The sequence below is a fragment of the Haloterrigena salina JCM 13891 genome (assembly GCF_000337495.1).
Classification (GTDB): Archaea; Halobacteriota; Halobacteria; order Halobacteriales; family Natrialbaceae; genus Haloterrigena; species Haloterrigena salina.
Genome location: NZ_AOIS01000057.1, coordinates 161,116 through 181,730, shown reverse-complemented (window position 1 = coordinate 181,730; position 20,615 = coordinate 161,116). Strand labels below are relative to the sequence as shown.

Annotated in this window: 12 protein-coding genes and 4 pseudogenes; 5 read left to right on the top strand and 11 right to left on the bottom strand. The window is 61.0% G+C overall.

From position 1 onward, the window contains the following. Window positions 1-11: 11 nt before the first annotated feature. A complete protein-coding gene (locus tag C477_RS17100) occupies window positions 12-1,781 on the bottom strand; it encodes a Na+/H+ antiporter NhaC family protein (RefSeq protein ID WP_008895785.1) in 1,770 nt (589 codons plus the stop codon). 196 nt (window positions 1,782-1,977) lie between these two features. Continuing rightward, window positions 1,978-2,742: an IclR family transcriptional regulator domain-containing protein gene (locus C477_RS17095; RefSeq protein ID WP_049914632.1), complete on the bottom strand. Its 765-nt coding sequence runs from the start codon at window positions 2,740-2,742 to the stop codon at window positions 1,978-1,980. Window positions 2,743-2,792: 50 nt separating this feature from the next. Here C477_RS17095 and C477_RS24960 point away from each other — a divergent pair, with 50 nt between their 5' ends. Beyond that, window positions 2,793-2,936 (top strand): hypothetical protein, encoded by a 144-nt coding sequence (locus tag C477_RS24960; RefSeq protein WP_160168025.1) that lies wholly within the window; start codon window positions 2,793-2,795, stop codon window positions 2,934-2,936. A gap of 426 nt (window positions 2,937-3,362) precedes the next feature. On the opposite strand, the pseudogene C477_RS23120 reads toward C477_RS24960, so the two are convergent. Next, window positions 3,363-3,965 (bottom strand): annotated as a pseudogene (locus tag C477_RS23120) (IS6 family transposase). Window positions 3,966-4,074: 109 nt separating this feature from the next. On the opposite strand from C477_RS23120, the pseudogene C477_RS24955 reads away from it, so the two are divergent. Then, window positions 4,075-4,481: pseudogene (locus C477_RS24955) on the top strand (type B DNA-directed DNA polymerase); the annotation flags it as partial. Window positions 4,482-4,927: 446 nt separating this feature from the next. On the opposite strand, the gene aceB reads toward C477_RS24955, so the two are convergent. From aceB to C477_RS17080, 3 genes are all read right to left on the bottom strand, one after another. Next, window positions 4,928-6,238, bottom strand: a complete 1,311-nt coding sequence (gene aceB, locus C477_RS17090; protein WP_008895783.1) for a malate synthase AceB — start codon at window positions 6,236-6,238, stop codon at window positions 4,928-4,930. Between the two features lie 205 nt (window positions 6,239-6,443). Then, window positions 6,444-7,211: an IclR family transcriptional regulator gene (locus tag C477_RS17085; RefSeq protein ID WP_008895782.1), complete on the bottom strand. Its 768-nt coding sequence runs from the start codon at window positions 7,209-7,211 to the stop codon at window positions 6,444-6,446. 645 nt (window positions 7,212-7,856) lie between these two features. After that, complete coding sequence (locus C477_RS17080; protein ID WP_008895781.1) at window positions 7,857-8,225, bottom strand: VOC family protein; 369 nt, start codon at window positions 8,223-8,225, stop codon at window positions 7,857-7,859. 157 nt (window positions 8,226-8,382) lie between these two features. On the opposite strand from C477_RS17080, the gene C477_RS17075 reads away from it, so the two are divergent. After that, the gene (locus C477_RS17075) at window positions 8,383-11,373 is read left to right on the top strand and encodes an FAD-binding and (Fe-S)-binding domain-containing protein (protein WP_008895780.1); all 2,991 of its coding nucleotides are present in this window, start codon (window positions 8,383-8,385) and stop codon (window positions 11,371-11,373) included. Window positions 11,374-11,525: 152 nt separating this feature from the next. Here C477_RS17075 and C477_RS17070 read toward each other — a convergent pair whose 3' ends face one another. Both C477_RS17070 and C477_RS17065 read right to left on the bottom strand, forming a co-directional pair. After that, window positions 11,526-13,751: an LUD domain-containing protein gene (locus tag C477_RS17070; RefSeq protein WP_008895779.1), complete on the bottom strand. Its 2,226-nt coding sequence runs from the start codon at window positions 13,749-13,751 to the stop codon at window positions 11,526-11,528. After that, a complete protein-coding gene (locus C477_RS17065; RefSeq protein ID WP_008895778.1) occupies window positions 13,744-14,268 on the bottom strand; it encodes a LutC/YkgG family protein in 525 nt (174 codons plus the stop codon). The genes C477_RS17070 and C477_RS17065 overlap by 8 nt, the downstream gene beginning before the upstream one ends. Before the next feature lie 427 nt (window positions 14,269-14,695). On the opposite strand from C477_RS17065, the gene C477_RS17060 reads away from it, so the two are divergent. After that, window positions 14,696-16,432, top strand: coding sequence for an L-lactate permease (locus tag C477_RS17060; RefSeq protein ID WP_008895777.1), 1,737 nt, complete (start codon window positions 14,696-14,698; stop codon window positions 16,430-16,432). A 162-nt stretch (window positions 16,433-16,594) separates the two neighbouring features. Here the strand turns inward: C477_RS17060 and C477_RS17055 are convergent, their stop codons facing one another. Beyond that, complete coding sequence (locus C477_RS17055; protein ID WP_008895776.1) at window positions 16,595-17,314, bottom strand: fumarylacetoacetate hydrolase family protein; 720 nt, start codon at window positions 17,312-17,314, stop codon at window positions 16,595-16,597. 730 nt (window positions 17,315-18,044) lie between these two features. Between C477_RS17055 and C477_RS17050 the strand changes: the two genes are divergently transcribed. Beyond that, window positions 18,045-18,260 (top strand): hypothetical protein, encoded by a 216-nt coding sequence (locus C477_RS17050; RefSeq protein WP_008895775.1) that lies wholly within the window; start codon window positions 18,045-18,047, stop codon window positions 18,258-18,260. A gap of 829 nt (window positions 18,261-19,089) precedes the next feature. On the opposite strand, the pseudogene C477_RS24600 reads toward C477_RS17050, so the two are convergent. Both C477_RS24600 and C477_RS25050 read right to left on the bottom strand, forming a co-directional pair. Then, a pseudogene (locus tag C477_RS24600) lies at window positions 19,090-19,305 on the bottom strand (aldehyde dehydrogenase family protein); the annotation flags it as partial. A gap of 350 nt (window positions 19,306-19,655) precedes the next feature. Continuing rightward, window positions 19,656-20,224, bottom strand: a pseudogene (locus C477_RS25050) (IclR family transcriptional regulator). Window positions 20,225-20,615 lie beyond the last annotated feature (391 nt).

Here is a 20,615-nt window from a genome sequence, read left to right as displayed (position 1 = left end):
CGAGACGTTTGTTAGAAGCCGAGGGTCATGAACCCAAAGACGAGACAGAGATAGGCGATAACAATCCCGACTGCGGTCAGCGGGATCGATTCGATGAACTCGTATCGACCGTTGATCCGCGTCGTGTCGGTTGATGTTCCGTTTTCGATCGCATCGACGTCGATGTCGCCGTTGTCGATAGCCTCGGCAGTCGGCATAACTTCGGGGAGATTCTTGCGGCGAGCGTCGAATTTGTTCAGCGCGATGACGACACCCGCAGTGAGGACGACCGACAGCGGGAGCAACACCAGTGGCGACGTCATACCGACCGCGTACAGGAGCAACATCAGCACTGTCACACCGGCTGCGGTCATCGCGAACGGAACCTGCGTCGTCACATGATCGATGTGGTCCGACCCAGCGAAGATCGAGGACATGACGGTCGTGTCGCTGATCGGTGAGACGTGGTCGCCCCAGATTGCGCCACCGAACAGGACGCCCATGAGGACCGGTAGGATCGATAGACCCGACAGTTCATAACCGAGTGGAATCGCGAGCGGGGTCAGGATCGCCATGGTTCCCCACGACGTCCCGGTCGTGAACGCGATGAACATCGCCGCGAGGAAGATGAGAAGCGGCAGGAACGAGCCGGGGACGCCGCTGTCGACCATGACATCGACGATATATTGGGCGGTCCCGACCTGCTCCGCGGCGTGCCCGATACTCCACGCGAGGACGATGATCGCGGCCGCGATCATCATCGTTTTGAATCCGCTGATCACGGTATCGCTCGCTTCTTCGAGGTCCATGGTTCCGAATCCGACGGCCCCGAGCATCCCGACGGCCATGAACGCGAACGAACCGTACAGGAGGCCGAGTGCGACGTCGGTCTCTTGGAACGCGGTCGCGATGTCGACGCCGGATTGGTGGCCACCGCCGAGCCACCACATCGAGACGAGTCCGACGACCAGCAGCGACAGAATCGGCGCGAAGAAATTGATCAGCGTCGGATTCTTCTCGCTCGGCTCACCGACGTCGGTCGTGATATCCGAGAGCGGCGTCGCGTCGTCGCGGCGGGTCTTTTTCTCCTTGCGCGAGCGCCACTCGGCGTTCAGCATCGGGCCGTAGAACCGCTGCGTGATCGAAATGAATCCGACCATGAAGAACGCCAGGAAACAGTAGATGTTCCACGGAATGCTCTGTAGGAAGAGCCCGAACGCGGTGATACCGACTTCTTCGGCGGTAAACTGTGCGGCTTCGAATCCGACGATGATCATCGACACTTGATACCCGATCCAGTTCGACACGGGACCGAAGGTCGTGACCGGCGAGGTTGTCGAGTCAAGCACATAGGCATGCATCTCTCTGGAGGTGTTATTCTCCTGGGAGAGCTCCCGCGTCGCGTTCCCGGTCACGATAGTACTCGTATACGAATCGAAGAAGATGAAAATCCCAATGAGCCAGGTTAGTATTTGCGAGTCACGGGCGGTGTTCACTCGATTGCCGATCCAGTTCTGAAGCGCGATGATCCCGCCCGATTTGTAAATGAATGCGGCACCGGCGCCCATGAACATGATCAGGATGAGGAATTTGGTATCGAACGGTGATCTCACGACTTCGACGATCCAGTCCAGTGACAGCGCCGTCGCAGCAATCGGATTCCCGCCAGCGATCATCAATGCACCGATCCAGACGCCGGCGAATAGCGACACCAGCACCTGCCGCGTGTACATCGCGAGTGCGATCGCGAGCAGCGGCGGAGCCAGCGAGAGCGCTGCGAACGGTAGTGATTCGTATGGCATACATTCTCTATACTGTCTGGTTATCCTATTTCAAGCTTTTGAATACAGGTGGGAAAGGCCACTACCTGCGATAGATCAGCCATATCAATTACCGAATGTTCAACGAAATCTCTGGAGTGCTCTGTGAACAATACATTATCGAATTATCGAGGATAAGACTATAATTCCGTAGTTTATCGGCCAAGTTGAAACGAGGTTACACTAGGCCTTGTGAGTCGAGTTCCGCCTCGAAGTCGGGAACGACTCGGAAGAGGATATCGGGGAATTCCTGATAGAGTTCAGTGTCGCTGATTCTGTAGGCTGGTCCGGAGATGGTGAAGCCACCGATAATGCCCCCCGATGGATCTTCGGCGACGATACCGGCAACGCGTTTACCCGAAATCGACTCCTCGTCGTTGATCGCGTAACCGCGCTCTCGGATTCGATCGAGTTCATCGCCGAGTTCCGCTCGAGACGTGATCGTTTGGTCGGTCAGCCGTGGCAGCCCCCATTGATCGACGATTCGATCGACGCGGGAGTCGGGCAGTCGAGCGAGGATCGCTTTTCCGATCGCCGTGGTGTGCATATACTCGTAGTTGTTGAGCCGCGAACTCGGTTTGGCGGAACTACCGACCGAATCGAACAGCGTCACGATGCGACCGTTCTCTTCGACTCCGAAGTCGGACTCCTCGTTCGACCGCTCCGCGAGTTCGGTAACGTATTTCCCTGCTACCTCGTATATCTTGCTGCGGTTCCGGACATACATACCGATATGGTAGAACCGCCCCCCGAGTCGATATTCGTTACCGTCGGCGATGACGTAGCCGTGTTTTCCGAGCGTGTATAGGTGTTTGTATACCGTACTCTTCGTTAGTTCGAGCGCTGTTGCCAGTTCTGACGGCGTTGCCCCGTCTAATTCCTGAATCGTTTCGATTACCGCCAATGATGTTTCGGTTGTCGTCAGGAGTTGACTTTCGGTCATTGTTTGTTCTTTCCCTCCGGGACACATAAATCCATGTATTATGGAATAGCGTGCTGTTCAGCGCCCTACCGTGTACCGAAACTGATCGGCGATCCGTCTCTGCCCTATTCTTCTCCATTCTATATCTCGCAACCACCATTTGCCTCAGAGTGTCTCCAACCCACATCTCTCTTGATGGGATTTCCCAGTGCTAGTTCCTCAAATAGGTTACAAGCATACGGATGTAATCCGGGATCGTTCTTCCGTAGTCAATCATAATAGCCACTTATTCTACAATACATAGAATTATATCTATCCGGAAGGCGCCGTCAGTTCGGCTTCTAGCTAGACGTCTGTCTACATACTAGCTCTTGGATGATGTGCGCAATATTGCTGATCGAACACCAATACGGTTGTCTCGTCCACCTCGTCGAGTCTCCGGAGTCCTTCTAAATTCGGCTTATCACTCTTGCTGAGCAGGTCTGCGAGCATCCTAACCAATCCATCAATGACACAATCCTTTCTTAAACCGGTACAACTAGACAGTGCTGTTATAAGATAACTATCGGGGACGATATGATAGCTATTGATCAATAACTACCCACAGTTACTGCGAGTTCTGGGCCCCGGAACGGTAGTGTTCAGATAAGCTGGTTCCATGCGAAGGCGAATGAGCTTAACCACTCCTCAGTAGTTTCTTCTATGACGTTTCCAAAATATATCGAGAAAGATATAGTTCGTCGTTTTATATTTCAGAGAACCTGTTCTACGGTATTCTGATTACCATTGCGTTCGTATCTGAAATCGAGCCCGTGTCGAGAGCAAGCGTCTCGGGGTGGCATTGTTCCATTGACGAGAAACACAGTATTATCGACGTCATGTTTCTCGCGTAGCTCAGCGAGGAACTGTGAGCGAAAACGCTTTTCTCACAGATTCAAGCTCTGTATAGAGTGAACCGTTTGTCTCATGATCGACCGCGGCGCACAACCAATATTGCTCATCATCGGGTTAGATCACGGTCTCGTCGAGCGAAACGTGATCCGGACTTCGTCCGACCTCTGGTTGGAGATCGACTTTGGATACCCCGTTGTGAAGGGTTGAACGTGCCAGCACGACACCGATATATCAAGATTAGAGACTAATTTAAAAATGAGGGGTATGCCAGATAGAGCTGAATAGGGAGTTTCATGAACAGTCAAAGAGTTTCCCTCTCGCTCCACAAAGCCTAACTCAATCCGGTCGATACACCCGTTGCGGCTAGCGTTTTCGAGAGTGGAAACTCAGAAACCGCTACGTCTCCTACTTTAATCCTAATCTGAGCACTGTCTTTCTCCTGCCACCGGGATATGTCACGAAATCTCCGAAGACGTCGAGATCCGACTCGAACACGAGGCCCATTACGACTGGGTGCCGTTCGTTCCGCAGCGCGGGAGTGACGCCGGCGCACTGACGAGGTATTTCAGTAACGTGGCTGGCAACGACGAGTTTGAGATCAGGGTATCGAGGCTCGCCAACGGTCGACCCCGCTGTTCATCGAAGACGTCTAGCGAGATGCCTTGAGCGTCTCGATGAACGCAGTCCCCAGAAGCGGTTCTCGGTCGCCTCGGGAGAGCGATCGAAGCACTCCACGCAGTAATGTTTCTGTGGGGCAACTCGGCGAACGAAATCGCGTCTCCAAGTTGCTCGAAGGCTACGGTCAGAATACGCAGAACGCGGCGACGCTCGAACGGACTCGCGAGAGGACCTTGCTATTCATTCCAGATAGAATATCTCTATGTTCGATTTCCAGCCGTCCCGCCGGCGGACTGGTTTCATGACGGTAGCTGTTCGTCGATATCGACCGTTGAAGGTGTGCTCGTGAGGATGTCGCCGTTCGCTCACGCTCTCAGAATTCACCAAATCCGGCCATGTGTCTCCCCTGAGCGAGTCTTCGAGCGTTGATTCAGACGTACTCTGCACCTAATCATCTCTTAACTGTCCACTATATACGGCCCTACTGTACCTATTCTACTTATTGTACCTTTTTCATCTATTGAACCTATTCTTACTTCTTGATCCATGAGACATCCAAATTCGATTTCCAGTACCGAGACTGTTGCTTGTCCGGATCACTACCGACCCTCGGATCCTCGAATCGCTCTCACAAACCTCTTCAATGTAGAATATATTACAAAATAACTATGCATTTGAGGATATTGTGCCCTGATCAGCCGACGACCATCGCGCGCTCCACGAGGTCCTCGCCGTACATCTCCTCTAAGTCCTCGTGTTGGTCCGGCCGGTTCTCGTAGACGTCCTGGAACAGCGTGATCGGGGTCTGGGCCGCCTGATAGGTGGCCTCGTCCCACATTCGATCGTTGCTGATCTCGACCTCGACGCCGTCGATGGCGATGGTCGCCGATCGCTCCATCGCGATCGCCCCCTTACCGGCTTCCTTGGCTGCTTCGAACTCCTCCATCGAGTCGACGATGTCGTTCAGACTCGGGATGTAGGAGGCCAGATCCAGCAGCTCCTGAGAGAGTTCGTCGCCGTCGAGTTCTTGCTCGTCGCCGCCGACGCTGAGTCTGTACCGGTCGTCCGCCGCCTCTTCGAGTTCGATCGCGTCGCCCTCGTAGACGTAGCGACCGTCCTCCGCTTCGAGTTCGATCTCGCGGTCGTCGACCTCGAGGAGCCAGCTTCCGTTCTTCGGCGGGAGCGGGGACTTGTTCGCCTCGACGACCTGACCGGGGGTCAGCGACCAGATGCCGAGCATCCCCTTGGCCTGGTTGTCGGTCATCCGCTCGTGGTAGCCTTCGACGTCACGGATGTCGTCGTAGGGACCGTCGATCGCGATCAGTCCGGCCGCGCTCGCGCCGCGGGAGGTGTTGTGTCGCAGCTCCGGCCACGGCGGCAGTTCGCCCGTGGGCGTGATCGCGCGCATGTCTTTGGTGTAGTCGACTTCGCCGTCGACGAGGAGGAACAGCCGCTCTAAGTTGTTCGAGGGCTTGCCCATCTCCTCGCGGAGGTCGCCGAGCGCCAGCTCGGCCTCGCCGCTCTCGACGATGACCGACATGGCCAGACTGCCCTCCTCCAGTCCGTGCTCGTTTTCCACGATGGTGATGAACTCGTCGGCTTTCTTCCAGTCGTCGATGTCGCCGACCTCCGGGATCACGACGCCATCGAGGTGTTCGACGGCGCCGTTCTCGGGGTCGGCGAGCTCGAGGATCTGCTGGAAGCCCTGGTATCGGGTCTCGGGGCTCTCGCGGTGCCAGACGACGCGGGGGTGGATCTCGCCGGGGACGTCGGCGCCGTGTTCGGACAGCACGTCGATGATGTTCTCGATCCCTTCGTCGCGCATCGAGGGGGCCGTCGCGTCCTCGTTGTCCGGCACCCAGACGTCCGGCGCTTCGATGCCGCTGAGTTGGGCGGCACGGCGCAGCATCTTGGCGGAATCGTCTTCCCCTTTCACGGCCGTCGGAGTCGTAAAGAACGTTCGAACGAACTTCCGATCGTGAAGGCGATCAGTGTGCGTACTCATGAATCCAATTACCGATATTCTTTCCTACTATTAATATTGTGTGGTGCGATCTCTCGGTAGCCGATGCCACAGTTGGCATCCAGTACACAGTCACCTCCACCGTCTATCGGCTTTCCACGCAGGTGGGGCGGAGCTACGTGACTCCTCGCGAGTGGCCACAACGAGGGAAGACGCCCGAAACGGGTCGCCGACGGCGACCGCGTCGTCAGACGTTGTACTTGTTGAGTTCGATCACGTTCACCGTTCGCTGGAGTTCGCTGACGAACTCGTTCGACTCCCAGTCGTCGTCGATCCGGGCGGTCGGACCCGACACGCTGATCGCGCCGATGACGTCCGAATCGAACTTGATCGGCGCGGCGATACAGCGGAGTCCCTCGAGTCGCTCCTCGTCGTCGACCGCGAAGCCGCGCTCTCTCGTCCGCTCGAGCTCCTCGAAGAGTGCCTCGCGCGACGTTATCGTCCGGGGCGTCACCTTCGGGAGCCCGTGTTGATCGATGATCGCGTCGACGCGATCCGTCGGGAGTCGGGAGAGGATCGCCTTCCCGAACGCCGTACTGTGCATGTGGTGTCGACAGCCGATGTAGGTGTCCAGTTCGACCGCGCGCTCGCCCTTCGAACGGCACAGGTAGACGCCCTTGCCGTCCTCTTCGACGACGAGGTGGACCAGTTCGCCCGACTCTTCGGCCAACTCCTCGACCTTCGGCTCCGCGACCTTGTAGACGTCTCTCTGGCTCCGGATCTGTCCGCCGATATCGAGGAACTTGAGACTGAGCCGGTAGGTTTTGGTCTCCGAATCCTTCACGACGTAGCCGTGTTTCTCGAGCGTGCTGAGGTGGTTGTGGACCGCGCTCTTCCCCATCCCGAGTTCGCTCGCAAGCGTCGTCACTCGAGCCTCCCCCAACTGGTTGAGCTCCGCGATGAGTCGCAGCGACTTCTCGGTCGTCCGGACCGGGTGTTTCGCCCGTTTCGTCATAGTCGACTGTATTATGACGGGGTGCATAAGTGTTGTTCTCGAATAGCAAACGGGGGACTGTCGGATTCGAGACCGGGTCGATCTCACCGTTTCCCGGCAGCGATGCGCTGCGGACCTCCCAGTCCGAACTGATTCGTGCTCGCCTCCGAGCGACGTCGTTTCGAATAGCAGAGCGAACGGCGATCGAACCGTGTTCAGCACGAAAATAGCCTCTCCATCCGCTCTCGGTAGTAATTGGGTCCTCGCTGTCTCCCCTCTTTCTCGAGCGAGCCGTTCCTTCCCCCGTTCGATCGTTCTGGCATAGAAAACGGCCGCTCGGGGTCGTTTTGTTGCGCTTCGTCCCTCGTCGACACTATCTCGATCATTTACAGATGTACAAGCGTAATTCATCCGGGAGGTGTGTTCACGGACACCAATGATTCTGGAATAGAGAACGACCGAACGGACGGCTCTCCCACCGACGGTTCGTGTCGGCGAGACGGCCCCAGCACGTGCCGCTCTCCGATTCTCTCGACGATACAGAATTCGCCGTTGAGAACGTTGGTGAAGCGCAGACGAAGGAAGATGACGATGGCGAAAGCGGTGCGGAACTGGTGGAAGCGGTCAGATAGTGGCGAGTTAGTCGGAATCGGCGGTACGCTAGCCTCAGTCTAACGATTCGACGAGTTCGACTTTCCGCCCGTCCGGGTCGTAGACGAACGCCGTTCGAGCGCCGGCTTCGGGCTGGTCGCCCGGCTCTTTGACGACGCCGTAGTGATCGATCTCCGCGAACACCTCGTCGACGTCGTCGACGCCGATCGCGAGGTGGTCCCAGGCCGTCCCCTCCTCGAACTCCGCCTCGCCGTCGGTATCGGAGAGTTGCAGTTCGATCCCGTTTTCGTCCGCGATGTACCGGTTTTGCGTTTCGCCGTCCGGCGTTTCGAACTCCCAGCTTTCCTCGAACCCGAACTGTTCGTAGAACTCGATCGTCTCGTCGGCGTCGGCGACGTTGATATTGAGATGGATGAACTCCATATCTCAGTTCCCGACGACCATTCTCTTAAAGTCGTTGATCAGTGCTCGAGGCGACCGGCTCGAGACACGGGTCGGTCCCCAATGAGTGTATCTTCCGCCGGTAACGGATGCAACTAATGGCAGGGTTTATAATAATTGATGTACGAAGAAGAGTACGATGGCTGTTGAAAAGCCACAGGGCGATCTCAGCAACTACGAGGAGTTTCGAAATACGCTCGACCACGACTACGGCGACGTCGGCGAGTACGCCGAACTCGCGGACGATCTGCGATCGGTTCTCGAGGGGGAGGTTCGGTTCGACGAGTACGCACAGGTGCTGTACTCGACCGACGGAAGCATCTACCAGGCCCGCCCGGCCGGCGCCGTCCTCCCTCGGGACACGGAGGACGTGCGAAACGCCGTCCGCGTCGCGGCCGAGCACGACGTCCCGATCATGGCCCGCGGCGCCGGTTCCTCTCTCGGGGGCCAGACCGTGGGCCCGGGCTGCCTCGTGCTCGATCTGTCGACCTACATGGACGACATCCTCGAGGTCGACCCCGAGGTCAAGCGGGCGCGCGTCCAACCTGGCGTCGTCCAGGATCACCTCGACGACCACCTCGCACGGTACGGGCTCAAGTTCGCACCGGACCCAGCCTCGTCGAACCGCGCGACGATCGGCGGCGGAATCGGGAACAACTCGACCGGCGCCCACTCCGTTCGCTACGGGATCACCGACGCCTACACCGAGGAGTTGACGGTCGTCCTCGCCGACGGCTCGCTGATCCACACCCGCGAGGTCGTCCTCGACTCCGAAGAGTACGAGGAGATCGTCTCGAAGGACGACCGCGAGGCGGAAATCTACCGGACCGTTCGCGCGCTCGTCGAGGAGAACGCCGACGAGATCGAGGCCCGCTATCCGGACCTCAAGCGCACCGTCTCAGGCTACAACCTCGACAGAGTAATCTACGAGAACGAGGACGGCGAGGCGGTGATCAACCTCTCGAAGCTCTTCGTCGGCGCGGAGTCCACCCTCGGCGTGATCGTCGAAGCGGAGCTCAGCCTCGTGACTCTGCCCGAGGAGACGGCGCTCGTGCTCTACTGTTTCGACGATCTGATCGACGCGCTCGAGGCGGTCCCCGAGGCCCTCGAGTTCGACCCCAGCGCGGTCGAACTGATGGACAGCGAGGTGTTCAGGCTCGCCCGGGAGTCCGAGCAGTTCTCCCGCTACGAGGCGCCGATCCCCGACGGGACGGAAGCGGCGCTGATGTTGGAGTACGACTCGGAACTCCACGACGACTTCGAAGCGGCAATCGGGCGGACGAACGCCCACTTCGTCGACGAGGGCGACGCCTTCGAGGCCCTCGAGGCCTACACCGAGGACGAGCAGGCGGACCTCTGGAAGCTCCGGAAGGCGGCCATCCCGCTGCTGATGAGCCTCGAGGGCGATCCGAAGCCGTACCCGTTCATCGAGGACGCAACGGTGCCGCCCGAGGAACTCGCCGAGTACGTCCAGAAGTTCATGGCGATCCTCGACGACCACGACACCTCGGCGGCGTACTTCGCCCACGCGGGCAGCGGGACGCTCCACATCCGCCCCATCCTCAACCTGAAGGAGGACGAGGGCGTCCAGGCGATGCAGTCGATCGCCGAGGACGTGACGGACCTCGTCGTCGAACACCACGGCTCGTTCTCCGGCGAGCACGGCGACGGGCTCGCCCGTACCGCGTTCAATCCGAAGATGTACGGCGAGGACCTCTGGGCCGCGTTCCAGGCGGTCAAGTCGGTCTTCGACCCCGACTGGCGGATGAACCCCGGCAAGGTCGTCTACACCGACGAGAACCCGACCGACATGCGCGAGAACCTCCGGTACGGTGCGGATTACACGTCGATCGAGCCCCAGACGAAACTGGACTTCACCGACGAGGGCGGGTTCTCGCAGCTCGTCGAGCTCTGCAACGGCTGTGGCACCTGCCGGCAGACCGACGACGTGATGTGTCCGACCTACCGGGGGATGAAAGACGAGATCTCGACGACCCGCGGTCGCGCGAACATGCTCCGGGCGGCGATATCCGGCGAGATCGACGAGGAAGAGCTGTACTCCGAGCGCTTCCAGGAGGAGGTGCTCGACCTCTGTGTCGGCTGTAAGGGTTGTAAGAGCGACTGTCCGACCGGAGTCGACCTGGCGAAGCTCAAGGCCGAGACCAAACACCAGTACCACGAGCGGGAAGGAATTGGACTGCGCGAGCGGCTGTTCGGCAACATCGATACGGTCTCGAAGCTCGGAAGCGCGCTCGCGCCGCTGGCCAACTTCGGGAAGCAACTGCCGGGAAGCCGTCTCGTGATGGAGAAGGTCGCCGGCATCGCGCCCGAGCGAACGCTGCCTTCCTTCGAGCGCCAGTCCCTTCAGGAGTGGTTCGCCGAGCGCGGCCCGCGGGTGAGCCCGGAAACCGCCGAGCGAAAGGTGGTGCTGTTCCCCGATACCTACACGAACTACAACTACACCCGACCCGGGAAAGCCGCCGTGCGCGTGCTCGAGTCGGCCGGCGTCCACGTCGAGATCCCCGAGGACGTCGCGCCGAGCGGCCGCGCGGCGTTCTCGGTCGGCATGCTCGACGCCGCCGAGGAGCGCGCCCGAACGAATATCGACCTGTTCGCCGAGTACATCGAGAACGGGTACGACGTCGTCACGGTCGAGCCGTCCGACGCGGTGGTCTTCCAGGACGAGTACCGCGATCTGGTGAGCACGCCGCGGGCCGAGACCGTCGCCGCCCACGCCTACGGCATCAGCGAGTACATCGACAAATACCGGCTCCTCGAGCGATTGCCCCTCGACGAGACCGAGGAGACGCTCGCGTACCACGGCCACTGCCACCAGAAGGCCACCGGCAAGGACCACCACGCGGTCGGCGTCCTCCGACGGGCCGGCTACGCGGTCGATCCGATCGACTCCACGTGCTGCGGGATGGCCGGCTCGTTCGGCTACGAGGCCGAACACTACGACCTCTCGAAGGCAATCGGCGAACGGCTCTACGAGAAGTTAGACGAGAGCGATGGGACGCCGGTCGCGCCCGGTGCGTCCTGCCGGAGCCAGATCGGTGATCGAGAAACTCGAGACGAGAGACCGCCGCACCCGATCGAGAAGGTCAACGACCTGCTCACGGGATCGTAGTCGCCTCCCCGATTCAGGGGCGGTTTCGCGAACTCGGACTCGCGCGGTAACTCGGATTCACACGCTGGTGCCCATTCGACCCGATTCTGGGTTCGCGAACTAGTAGATGCCCTCTCGAGACGCGTCGAAACGGGAATCGGCAGCAGCTATCGTCAGCGACCGCTCCGCCGCCGCGGATCGAGCAATTCTACCGGGTGGACGGCGTCGCGCTCGAGCAGCGACCCGAGCTGGTCCTCACAGGAGGTGCCGCTGGCAGCGACGATCCGGTCTCGCGCCGCCGGCGTCGTGAACTGCTCGCGGAGGCGGTCGCCGACGTCCACGCTCAGCTCGTAGTACTCCGTCTTGTAGCCGAACGAGCCGGCCATCCCGCAGCACTCGACGTCGCTCTCGAGGACGTCGTAGCCCGCCGTTTCGAGGACCGTCGTCGTGTACGGCTCGAGGCCGAGGGTCCGCTGCTGGCAGTGGGAGTGGTAGGCGACTTCGGCGTCGGTGCCGCCGAGCGCGTCGGCGTCGGTGCCGTTCTCCAGCAGCCCGTAGACGTACTCGAGCACCTCGTAGCTGCCCTCGCGCAGGCGATCGAACGACGCCTCGGGCAGCAGCTTCTCGTACTCCCGGCGGAACATCGCGAGGTCCGATGGCTCGATGACCACCACGTCTCGGCCCGCGTCGATGTGTTCGGCGAGGGCGGCGTAGACCCGGCTGGCGCGTTCGTCCGCGGTGTCGATCATCCCCTGCGAGAGCGGCGCGCGGCCGCTCTCGGGAACCGCGGGGATCCGAACGCGAACGTCCAGCGCCTCGAGGACCCGGACCGCCGCCTTGCCGCGGTCGACGTCGACGTGGTTCGTGTAGGTGTCGGGATAGAGGACGACCTCCCGTTCCGCGTCGGCCGCGTCGATCCGCGGCCCGCGACTCTCGTACCAGTCCCGAAGCGTCTCGCGTTTGAACGCCGGGAGTTCGCGCCGGCTGTCGACTCCGGCGACTCGCTCGAGGACCGTCCGCGCCGGTCCGGCGTCGGCGAGCCAGTTCGAGACGGGCGCGGTCGCGCTCCCGAGCTTTGCGAGCGTCTCGTAGTTGCCGAACAGCCGCTTCTGCAGGTCGATCCCGCCCGGTTCCTCGTCAGGCGTGAGCCCCTCGACCAGGAACTCGAACTGTCCCTCGTCGCCCCCGCGGTTGAGCCGGTCGCGGACGACGGTGTTGATCCACGGGATGTCGATCTCCACCGGACACTGGTTGACACACCGCGAACAGCCCGTACAGAGGTCGTTGAACTCGGCGGCGCTGTCGTAGCCGTGAACGCCGGCCTCCCAGCCGGTCGCGATGCCCCCGGAGTAGGTCTCGCCGCCGAAGGCGTGGCCGCCGACCGACTGGAAGTTCGCACAGGAGTTGGCGCAGGCCGAACATCGGATGCAGTAGAGCGTCTCCCGCAGCTGGTCGTCCTCGCGCATGGCCATGCGACCGTTGTCGATCAACACGAGGTGGAACTCGCGGTCGTCGTCGCGGTCCGCGAACGCGACGTCGGGCTCGTTGACGTCGACGACGGGCGACTCGACCGGCGGCGTCAGCAAGGAGATGTAGGAGGTGATGTCCTGGCCCGTGCCCGAGCGCCCGATCAACTCGATGAACGGGGACAGATCCTCGACGCTGGGAACGATCTTCTCGACGCCCGCGACGGCGACATGCGTGTCCGGGACGACGGCCGACTTGCGGGCGTTGCCCTCGCTCGTGACGAGCGCGATCGTCCCCGAGTCGGCGGTGATGAAGTTCGCGCCGGTCATCCCGACGTCCGCCTCGCGGATGAGCCCGCCCAGCCGCTCGCGGGCGAACGCGGTCAGCTCCTCGGCGGTCTCGAGGGGCTCCTCCGGGTCGAACCGCTCGTTGAACAGCCGGGCGATGTCCACCTCAGATCGGTGGATCGCGGGCGCGACGATGTGCGACGGCGCCTCGTCGGCCACCTGCAACACCCACTCGCCGAGGTCGGTCTCGACGACATCGACGCCGTCGGCCTCGAGGGCCTCGTTGACCTCGAGCTCCTCGGTGGTCATCGACTTCGATTTGACGAGCCGGTCGGCGTCCTGCTCGCTCGCGACCTCCCTGATGTAGCGGTTAGCGTCGGCGGCGTCGTCGGCGAGGTAGACGGTGCCGCCGTTTTCCTCGACGGTCGCGGTCAGTTCGTCGATCAGCGCCGGCAGGCGCTCGATGGCGTCCTCCTTGATCGCCCGCGCCTCGGACTTGAGTTCCTCGTAGTCCTCGAGGTCGGCCACCGACTCGTACCGCCCCCGATTGAACCCGATGGTGTTCTCCTCGACCGCGTCGCCCTCCGTCTCGAGCAGGCGGCGGATGTGGGCCGCCTTCGAACGGCGGCCACCCGCGTCACTCATCGGTCTCACCGTCCCCGAGCAGGACGACGTGGACCGCCTTCGGACCGTGCGCGCCGCGGACGAGCGCCCCCATGTCGGCCGTCGCGCTGGGGCCCGTCGCGAGGATCGCGCTGCCGCCGTCTCGCAGCACGGGTCCGAGGCGATCGATCGCCGTCGGCATGTCCGGAACGAGGTCCGACTCCCGGAGGACCGGCACGTGCAGTTCCGGGAAGAGACTGACCTGTTCGCTCCCGTCCGGCCGCGCGGGCAGGACGACGCTCCCGTAGTCGGCGATGCCGAACGAGGCCGACGTGACGCTCGTCGTCGCCGCCTCGAGCGTCGCCGGCGTCGGCGCGTCGTCGATCCAGTCGGGCAGCGATACCGCCTCGAACTCGAGGGGCGTTCCGATCGCCGGCTCTCGGACGATCTCCTCGAGCGCGGACTCGAGGGCCGTCGGTTCGGTGCGCGTCACCGGCACCTCGAGATCGGCGAGCGACTCCTCGAACCGCTCCCGCGTCGTCTGTACGTCGACTGTCATACCCGAAATGACCGAGTCAGGCTATTTCATTGTTCCCCTCGTTTTCGGCGCAGGTACCGCTTCGATGGGGAAGTCGATCGGGCGCGTTTCGATCGGAGTACGCTTGCCGCTCGAGACTGCCGTTCCGAGGGTCGAATTGTTGTCATAAAGGCATTTTTCGCCCGCTCGAGATCCGATTCGACTGGTATCGCTTCGAATCCAACCATCAGAGACGTTCATTATACTTTTTGGTTGGTGAACTAGATAATTCGGTATTTCAACGTCTGTCGCCGGTTTCTGCCGTCAACGACGGTACACCACATGATAACAGTCGACAATTATAAATACTATCTGAACAGTTTACCACCCATGCCATGCTCCACCAATGATGGCAGTAGGGTAGTCTTCGAAGCACCGCTGCTCGGGCGCTCCGCCGGAGGTGATTCGGATGGCTAGTGCGGTCGAACTCGCGCTGGCGGCGACGCCGCTCTTGCTCGCAGGGGTGTTGCTCGTGGGGCTGTTGTGGCCGGCGACGCGTGCGATGCCGATCGCGTACGTCGCCGCGCTGCTCGTCGGGTTCTTCGTCTGGGACATGCCGGGGGAGTATCTCTTCGCCGCCTCGGCGGTCGGCGTGATGACGGCGATACAGATCCTCTGGATTGTCTTCGGCGCGCTGTTGCTCCTCTATACGCTGATGCAGGCCGGAGCCTTCGATCGGATCAACCGCGGATTCGCGACGATCAGTGACGACCGCCGGGTGCAGATCGTCCTGATCGGCTTCTTCCTGGCGGCGTTCATCGAAGGCGCGGCCGGCTTCGGGACGCCCGCGGCGGTCGTCGCGCCGCTCCTGTTGGCGCTCGGCTTCCCGGCGCTGGCCGCCGTGGTCGCCGGACTGGTCGGCCACATCGTCGCCGTCACGTACGGCGCGGTCGGCACGCCGATCGTCATCGGCATTCAGGATCCGCTCGGCTCTACCCAGGCCACGAGCACGGCGATCACGGAGGGCGGATTCACCGTCCAGGAGTTCTCGCTTCAGGTCGCCGTCTGGGCCGCGACCTACCACTCCCTGGTCGGGTTCGTCATGCCGCTGTTCGCGGTCGGGATGGTCGTCTACTTCTTCGGCGACACGGACGAACGCAGCCTCCAGCCGGCCTGGGAGGTCGCGCCGCTGTGTCTGTTCTCGGGGATCGCGTTCGTCGTTCCCTACTGGCTGTCGGCGCAGGTCAGCGCCGAGTTCCCGAGCCTGATGGGTGCGATGGTCGGCGGCGCGATCGTCGTCGGCACCCTGAAGGCGGGCTACTTCGTGCCCGACGAGGAGTGGGACTTCCCGGACCGCGAGGAGTGGCCGGCCCACTGGGTCGGAACGATCGAGCCCGGGCAGGCCGACGCGCCCGGCGTGGGCGGCGGCGCCGGCGACGTGACCGCCGCCGACGGCGGCGTCGCCAGGACCGACATGTCGCTGCTCCGCGCCTGGGCGCCGTACATTCTGCTGGTCGTCCTGCTCGTCGTCACGCGGGTGGTCGAACCGCTCCCGTCCGTCCTCCAACAGTTCGGCACGCAGTGGAATGACATCCTCGGAACCGGCCTCAGCGGCGGCGTCGACTGGGTGTACGTGCCCGGTTTCTGGCTGTTCGTCTGCGCGCTGGTCGCGATTCCCCTCTACGGGATGTCCGGCAGGGAGGTCAAAAACGCCTGGCGCGAAGCGGTTCAGAAACTCATCGCCCCGCTGATCGCACTCGTGTTCGTCATCGCGATGGTGCAGGTGATGCTCCAGTCCGGCGCGCACACCGACGGAACCGAGAGCATGATCTTCGTCCTCGCGGAGGCAACCGCCAACGCCGTCGGTCCCGCTTACCCGTTCATCGCCGCGCTCATCGGCGCGCTGGGCGCCGCGATGGCCGGTTCGAACACGGTTTCGAACATCACCTTCGGTGGGTTCCAGTTCGAGGCCGCGTCACAGCTCGGACTGCCGACCCAGATCATCGTCGGCGCGCAGGCCGTCGGCGGCGCCATCGGGAACCTCGTGGCGATCCACAACGTCGTGGCCGCGCTGGCGACCGTCGGCCTCGTCGGCAGCGAGGGCCGAGTCATGCGGTTGAACCTGATCCCGCTCATCTACTACGCGGTCGGGGTCGGAATCGTCGCCACTCTGTTTAGCTACGTTATCTTCCCGGGACTCTTCTAGCCGTCCCGCGCCGTTCTTTCGCGGGCCCGACTCGAGGGAGAACACTCGACGAGCTATCGATCACGAAAGCGACGCGTGACTGGGTCCGTCCTCGAGCGTCGCGAGTCACCGCGGTGTCTCGAGTCGGTCCGATATCGAAGCAATCGGGCCGCTACGCTGTGACTATTCCTCGGCGCCGACGACCGAATTGCGCAGCGTTCCGACGTTCTCGTAGGTGATTTCGACGGTGTCGCCGGGCTCGATGAGTCCGGGGTTCGCGGGACTGCCGAAGGCGACGACGTCGCCTGGCCGGAACGTGAACCGCTTCGAGAGGAACGAGACGACTTCGTACGGATCGAACAGCATGAGCTCCGTGTTCGCGTCCTGTCGTCGCTCGTCGTTTACGTCTGTCCACGTGTCGATATCGGTCGGATCGACGTCGGTTTCGATCCACGGGCCGAGGGGGCCGGAGCCGTCGAACGCCTTTCGCGCGGTCCGGCCCTGCTGATCAAGCGCGTCCACGTCGTTCATGATCGTGTATCCGCGGACGACCTCCGGAACGTCGTCTTCCGAGAGGTCGTGGCAGGGTTCGTCGATGACCGCCGCGAGCTCGCCGGCGTAGGTCAGTTCGTTCGTGAACTCGGGGTAGGCGATCGGCTCCTCGTGGCCGAGCAGAGAGGCGGGCGGTTTGATGAAGAAGTCGGGCTCCTCCGGTCGTTCGTAGTCCATCTGGTCGAGCGTCTCCGCGTAGTTGCGGCCGACGCAGTACAGCGCCGAAGGGTCACAGGGCGGCAGCAGTTCCCCGTCGACGCCGACTTCGTACGTTTCGTCGGCGTGCACGTAGCCGTCTTCGTACTCTCCGGCAACCGGTCCGTCGGACGTTTCGATCCGTGCGAGTCGCATTATCGACTCTCTTCCGTCCAGGACGGTAGGTTTACCGATTCGTCACGATCTCGAGTACTTTTCTGCCACGGAAGTCACACCGGATCTCGAAGTGGCTATTTCGTCGTGTCGCGTGTCGGCGCCGTATCGATACGACGTCGATCGTATCTATCACGTTCGTCATCTATTCGGACGAAACGCGTCGACCGAAACAACATTCTAGAGACGATAATTCAACATTATATACAAGTTAGGTATTTGTGATGCACTAGAACCGAACTGGGAATTATTGAGTGCTGGTTCATACGATCGTATTACCGGGCGATAGTCTCGGGATAACTGCTCACTTTGCCTCGATCGATCAGCGGAAGAGCGATACCGCCGCTACACGAGCGTGCTGGGGAAGCGGATCCATAATATCTAATTGAGTTGACATTAAAATCCTTGCTATTCGACTGTTACCACTACTACTGAATACTATTTTGAACCACTCTCAGAATATTACTTTCCAGAATACAGATAAAACTCGTTGAACGCTATTTTCACAGCAATGTGTTACTTCCGGATTGGTCTCTCTCAGGAAACGCGGAATACCGTAGCGATGAACTGAACTTCTCCGGTGAGAACCGTCGCAAATCGCATCCTCCTCTCAGGATTTGCCGCTCATCGCGACCAGGCAATTGATTGTCGCCGACGAACCGGCGTCTCCGCCTCCCTAGATTTATGTCACTCTATACCAATTAGAGAGACAATGACGTCGATCACGGTCGATCCGTTGAATCCGCGGGTCCTCGCGCGCAACTACGATTACGCACAGAAGAACGTCCGCGTCCTCGCGATGTGGTACGGATGCGATATCGAGCGAATGCTCGAGTTGCTTGCGGCAAACGATATCGAACTCTCGAGGAACGATCGGATCCAGTTCGGCGCGGAGTATCGGTCGCTCCAACGGAAACGCTCCGCGTAACGGTCTCTTCGTTACCCCTTCCGAGGACTCCAGCCGATATTCGAACCGGCGTCCGTTCGAACAGTCCCCTCTCTGAGTACGGCGGGTGCCCGCAGCTATACCTGTGGATAGAAAATCGGTGGTGGACCCGGATAGCTGCTGGGACCGAAAATCCGATTTCTTGTCCTCGCGACGGTAGCCGCTCCGATACCGTATTCACTGCCGTCGGAACGGGCCCTTCGGAGGTTTTGAATTGATGATAGATTCGACCATCTTCTAATACTCGATACAATCAGGAAAGAATTCATAACGTTATATAATCTCTATATGTACGGGAGTGCCGGCTAGCTGACCGCTACTGCTGACCGGTCCGGTCATCCCCGTTAGTACTCGCGGCTGTCCCGGATTCCGCCGGGAGTTTTCGTTGTACGCGTCTGACGCGGCTTCTTTCGAAAACGAATTGACCCTTTCTCCCGAAACTGCACGGCCGATACTCAAACTCGGTTCCGCTCCGACCGATCTCTTGCCTTCTTTGTGGTATGATATCAAATACCAATTCTTATGTACGGGCACGTAGTCTACCTCCGTAGATGAAGAATGGTGCCCGAAAACCCCACTCAGTGTCCGCGCTGTGGCGGGAGTCTTCGGAAAGGAATCTCGTGGCATGAGTTCCTGCTCTCGAACGTGTTGAACTGCGAGGAGTGCCAGTACGCGGCATACCTGATGCCGCCGGATTCACGTGCCTGAACCGAACCGCTAATCGTATCGCCGACTCGAGCGCGGCGTCAAATCGCGTCGCCGACCGCGCGTTCGGATCGCCGTCAGAGAGCGAGAGTCGGTACCGATTCGACTACAGCACGATGCTCTTCGTCCGCATCATGACGTGTATCGAAGCGTCGAGCCGTTCGCGGCCGATATCCGAATCCTTGTTCCCGCCGAAGGGGATATCACCAAGTCCCGGGGATAGCGCGCCGTTGATGCGGACCGCACCCGCATCGATCCGGTCGGCGAGCGCGAGCGCGAGCGCACGCTCGTAATCGGTCGTGAAGACGGCGGCGTTGAGCGAGGTAGCCGGACGATCGTTTGGCGCGTAAAACCACACGCAGGACTCGAGAGGGAATTGCAGGAGCACCACTGGAAGAAACTCCGTAGGAGCACCGGTCTTCTCAGCGAATTGTTTACAGAAGTACCCGTGTAATCGAAGTTGAAGCCAGACGTCGATCCGCCTCGTTTTCTGCACCCGATCGCGTCGACGTCAGTACCCGCGGCCCACGTTCGAGTCGACCGCGCGTCTTCCGTCGCCCGTGGAATCGGACCGTCGTCGGCAACGAATCACCGGAAGGAGATCTGAAACCGCCGAACGCGGGAGCCGGAACCGACCGTACGACAATATCGTATCTGTCGCTCCGCTGCACTTCAAATCGAGCGTGATCCGTTTGCGGCCTCGAGAACGCGCTTGGGAAGTTCCTCTTCGAACCGCTCGTCGCTCGCTCGGGACATCGGACAGCAGACGCCCACGGCACCGAACACGGTACCGTTCTTCTTGACGGGAACCGCAATCGAACCGAGTTCGGGCACCCGCTCGCCGCGAATGGTCGCGTAGCCGTCCTCCCGCACCGTCTCGAGGTGTCGGAAGAACCGTTCTCCGTCGGTGATCGTCTCCTCGGTGACCGCGGGGAGCCTTTCTCGGCGATGATCTCCGCGACGCGCTCCCGGGACATGTTGGCGAGCATCGCTTGCCCGAGGGCCGTACAGTGCATCGGCGCCCGGCGACCGACGAACGTATCCAGGGAGACGGCCCGTTCGCCCTCCGCCTCGTAGATGATGACGCACCCGTCGTACCTGACGTACCCGCTGGAACTGGTGCTGTTCGTGTCCTTCTCCTGGGCTACATCGGCGGCGTCGTCAACGCGCGACCGAGCATCGACCCCTTCGAAAACCGCGAATGAGCCGAGCGCGATTCGGCGCCGGCTCAGCGCCGACACGATTCGCCGCTATCGATCAGTCCTCTGTCTCAGTGTCGCGTTGGTCGCTATCCGAGGGGGCCGCAGTACTGTGCTGTATTTCGACCGTGACGATGCCGACCGCAGTCTGGTAATGAACGGTTTATTCGAATATTGTTGGTAGAGGGTCTCTAACAGCTTCTAACGACCACCATCCCGGTATACGCAACTCTAATTATGATGTGTTTACCCATTACTACCGGCGACTGTCTCTTCGCTTCGATACGCGGGTCGGAGGTTCGGGACTTCGTCCTCGTCGGTACCGAGCGAAAGTAGCGTCGAGTGAGGGCGCTGCGATTCACGTCGCGGTCGGCGCTCCCGCTCGCCGCGCGATCCGTCACGCGCCGTCGGCGTCGCTCGAGGGCCGGCGCTT

What these genes read in the sequence shown, in the direction of transcription:
- C477_RS17085 (WP_008895782.1), bottom strand. Translation starts at nt 7,211, where the DNA reads ATGACGAAACGGGCGAAACACCCGGTCCGGACGACCGAGAAGTCGCTG.
- aceB (WP_008895783.1), bottom strand. Translation starts at nt 6,238, where the DNA reads ATGAGTACGCACACTGATCGCCTTCACGATCGGAAGTTCGTTCGAACG.
- C477_RS17070 (WP_008895779.1), bottom strand. Translation starts at nt 13,751, where the DNA reads ATGAGTGACGCGGGTGGCCGCCGTTCGAAGGCGGCCCACATCCGCCGC.
- C477_RS17075 (WP_008895780.1), top strand. Translation starts at nt 8,383, where the DNA reads ATGGCTGTTGAAAAGCCACAGGGCGATCTCAGCAACTACGAGGAGTTT.
- C477_RS17050 (WP_008895775.1), top strand. Translation starts at nt 18,045, where the DNA reads ATGACGTCGATCACGGTCGATCCGTTGAATCCGCGGGTCCTCGCGCGC.
- C477_RS17055 (WP_008895776.1), bottom strand. Translation starts at nt 17,314, where the DNA reads ATGCGACTCGCACGGATCGAAACGTCCGACGGACCGGTTGCCGGAGAG.
- C477_RS17095 (WP_049914632.1), bottom strand. Translation starts at nt 2,742, where the DNA reads ATGACCGAAAGTCAACTCCTGACGACAACCGAAACATCATTGGCGGTA.
- C477_RS17060 (WP_008895777.1), top strand. Translation starts at nt 14,696, where the DNA reads ATGGCTAGTGCGGTCGAACTCGCGCTGGCGGCGACGCCGCTCTTGCTC.
- C477_RS17100 (WP_008895785.1), bottom strand. Translation starts at nt 1,781, where the DNA reads ATGCCATACGAATCACTACCGTTCGCAGCGCTCTCGCTGGCTCCGCCG.
- C477_RS17065 (WP_008895778.1), bottom strand. Translation starts at nt 14,268, where the DNA reads ATGACAGTCGACGTACAGACGACGCGGGAGCGGTTCGAGGAGTCGCTC.
- C477_RS17080 (WP_008895781.1), bottom strand. Translation starts at nt 8,225, where the DNA reads ATGGAGTTCATCCATCTCAATATCAACGTCGCCGACGCCGACGAGACG.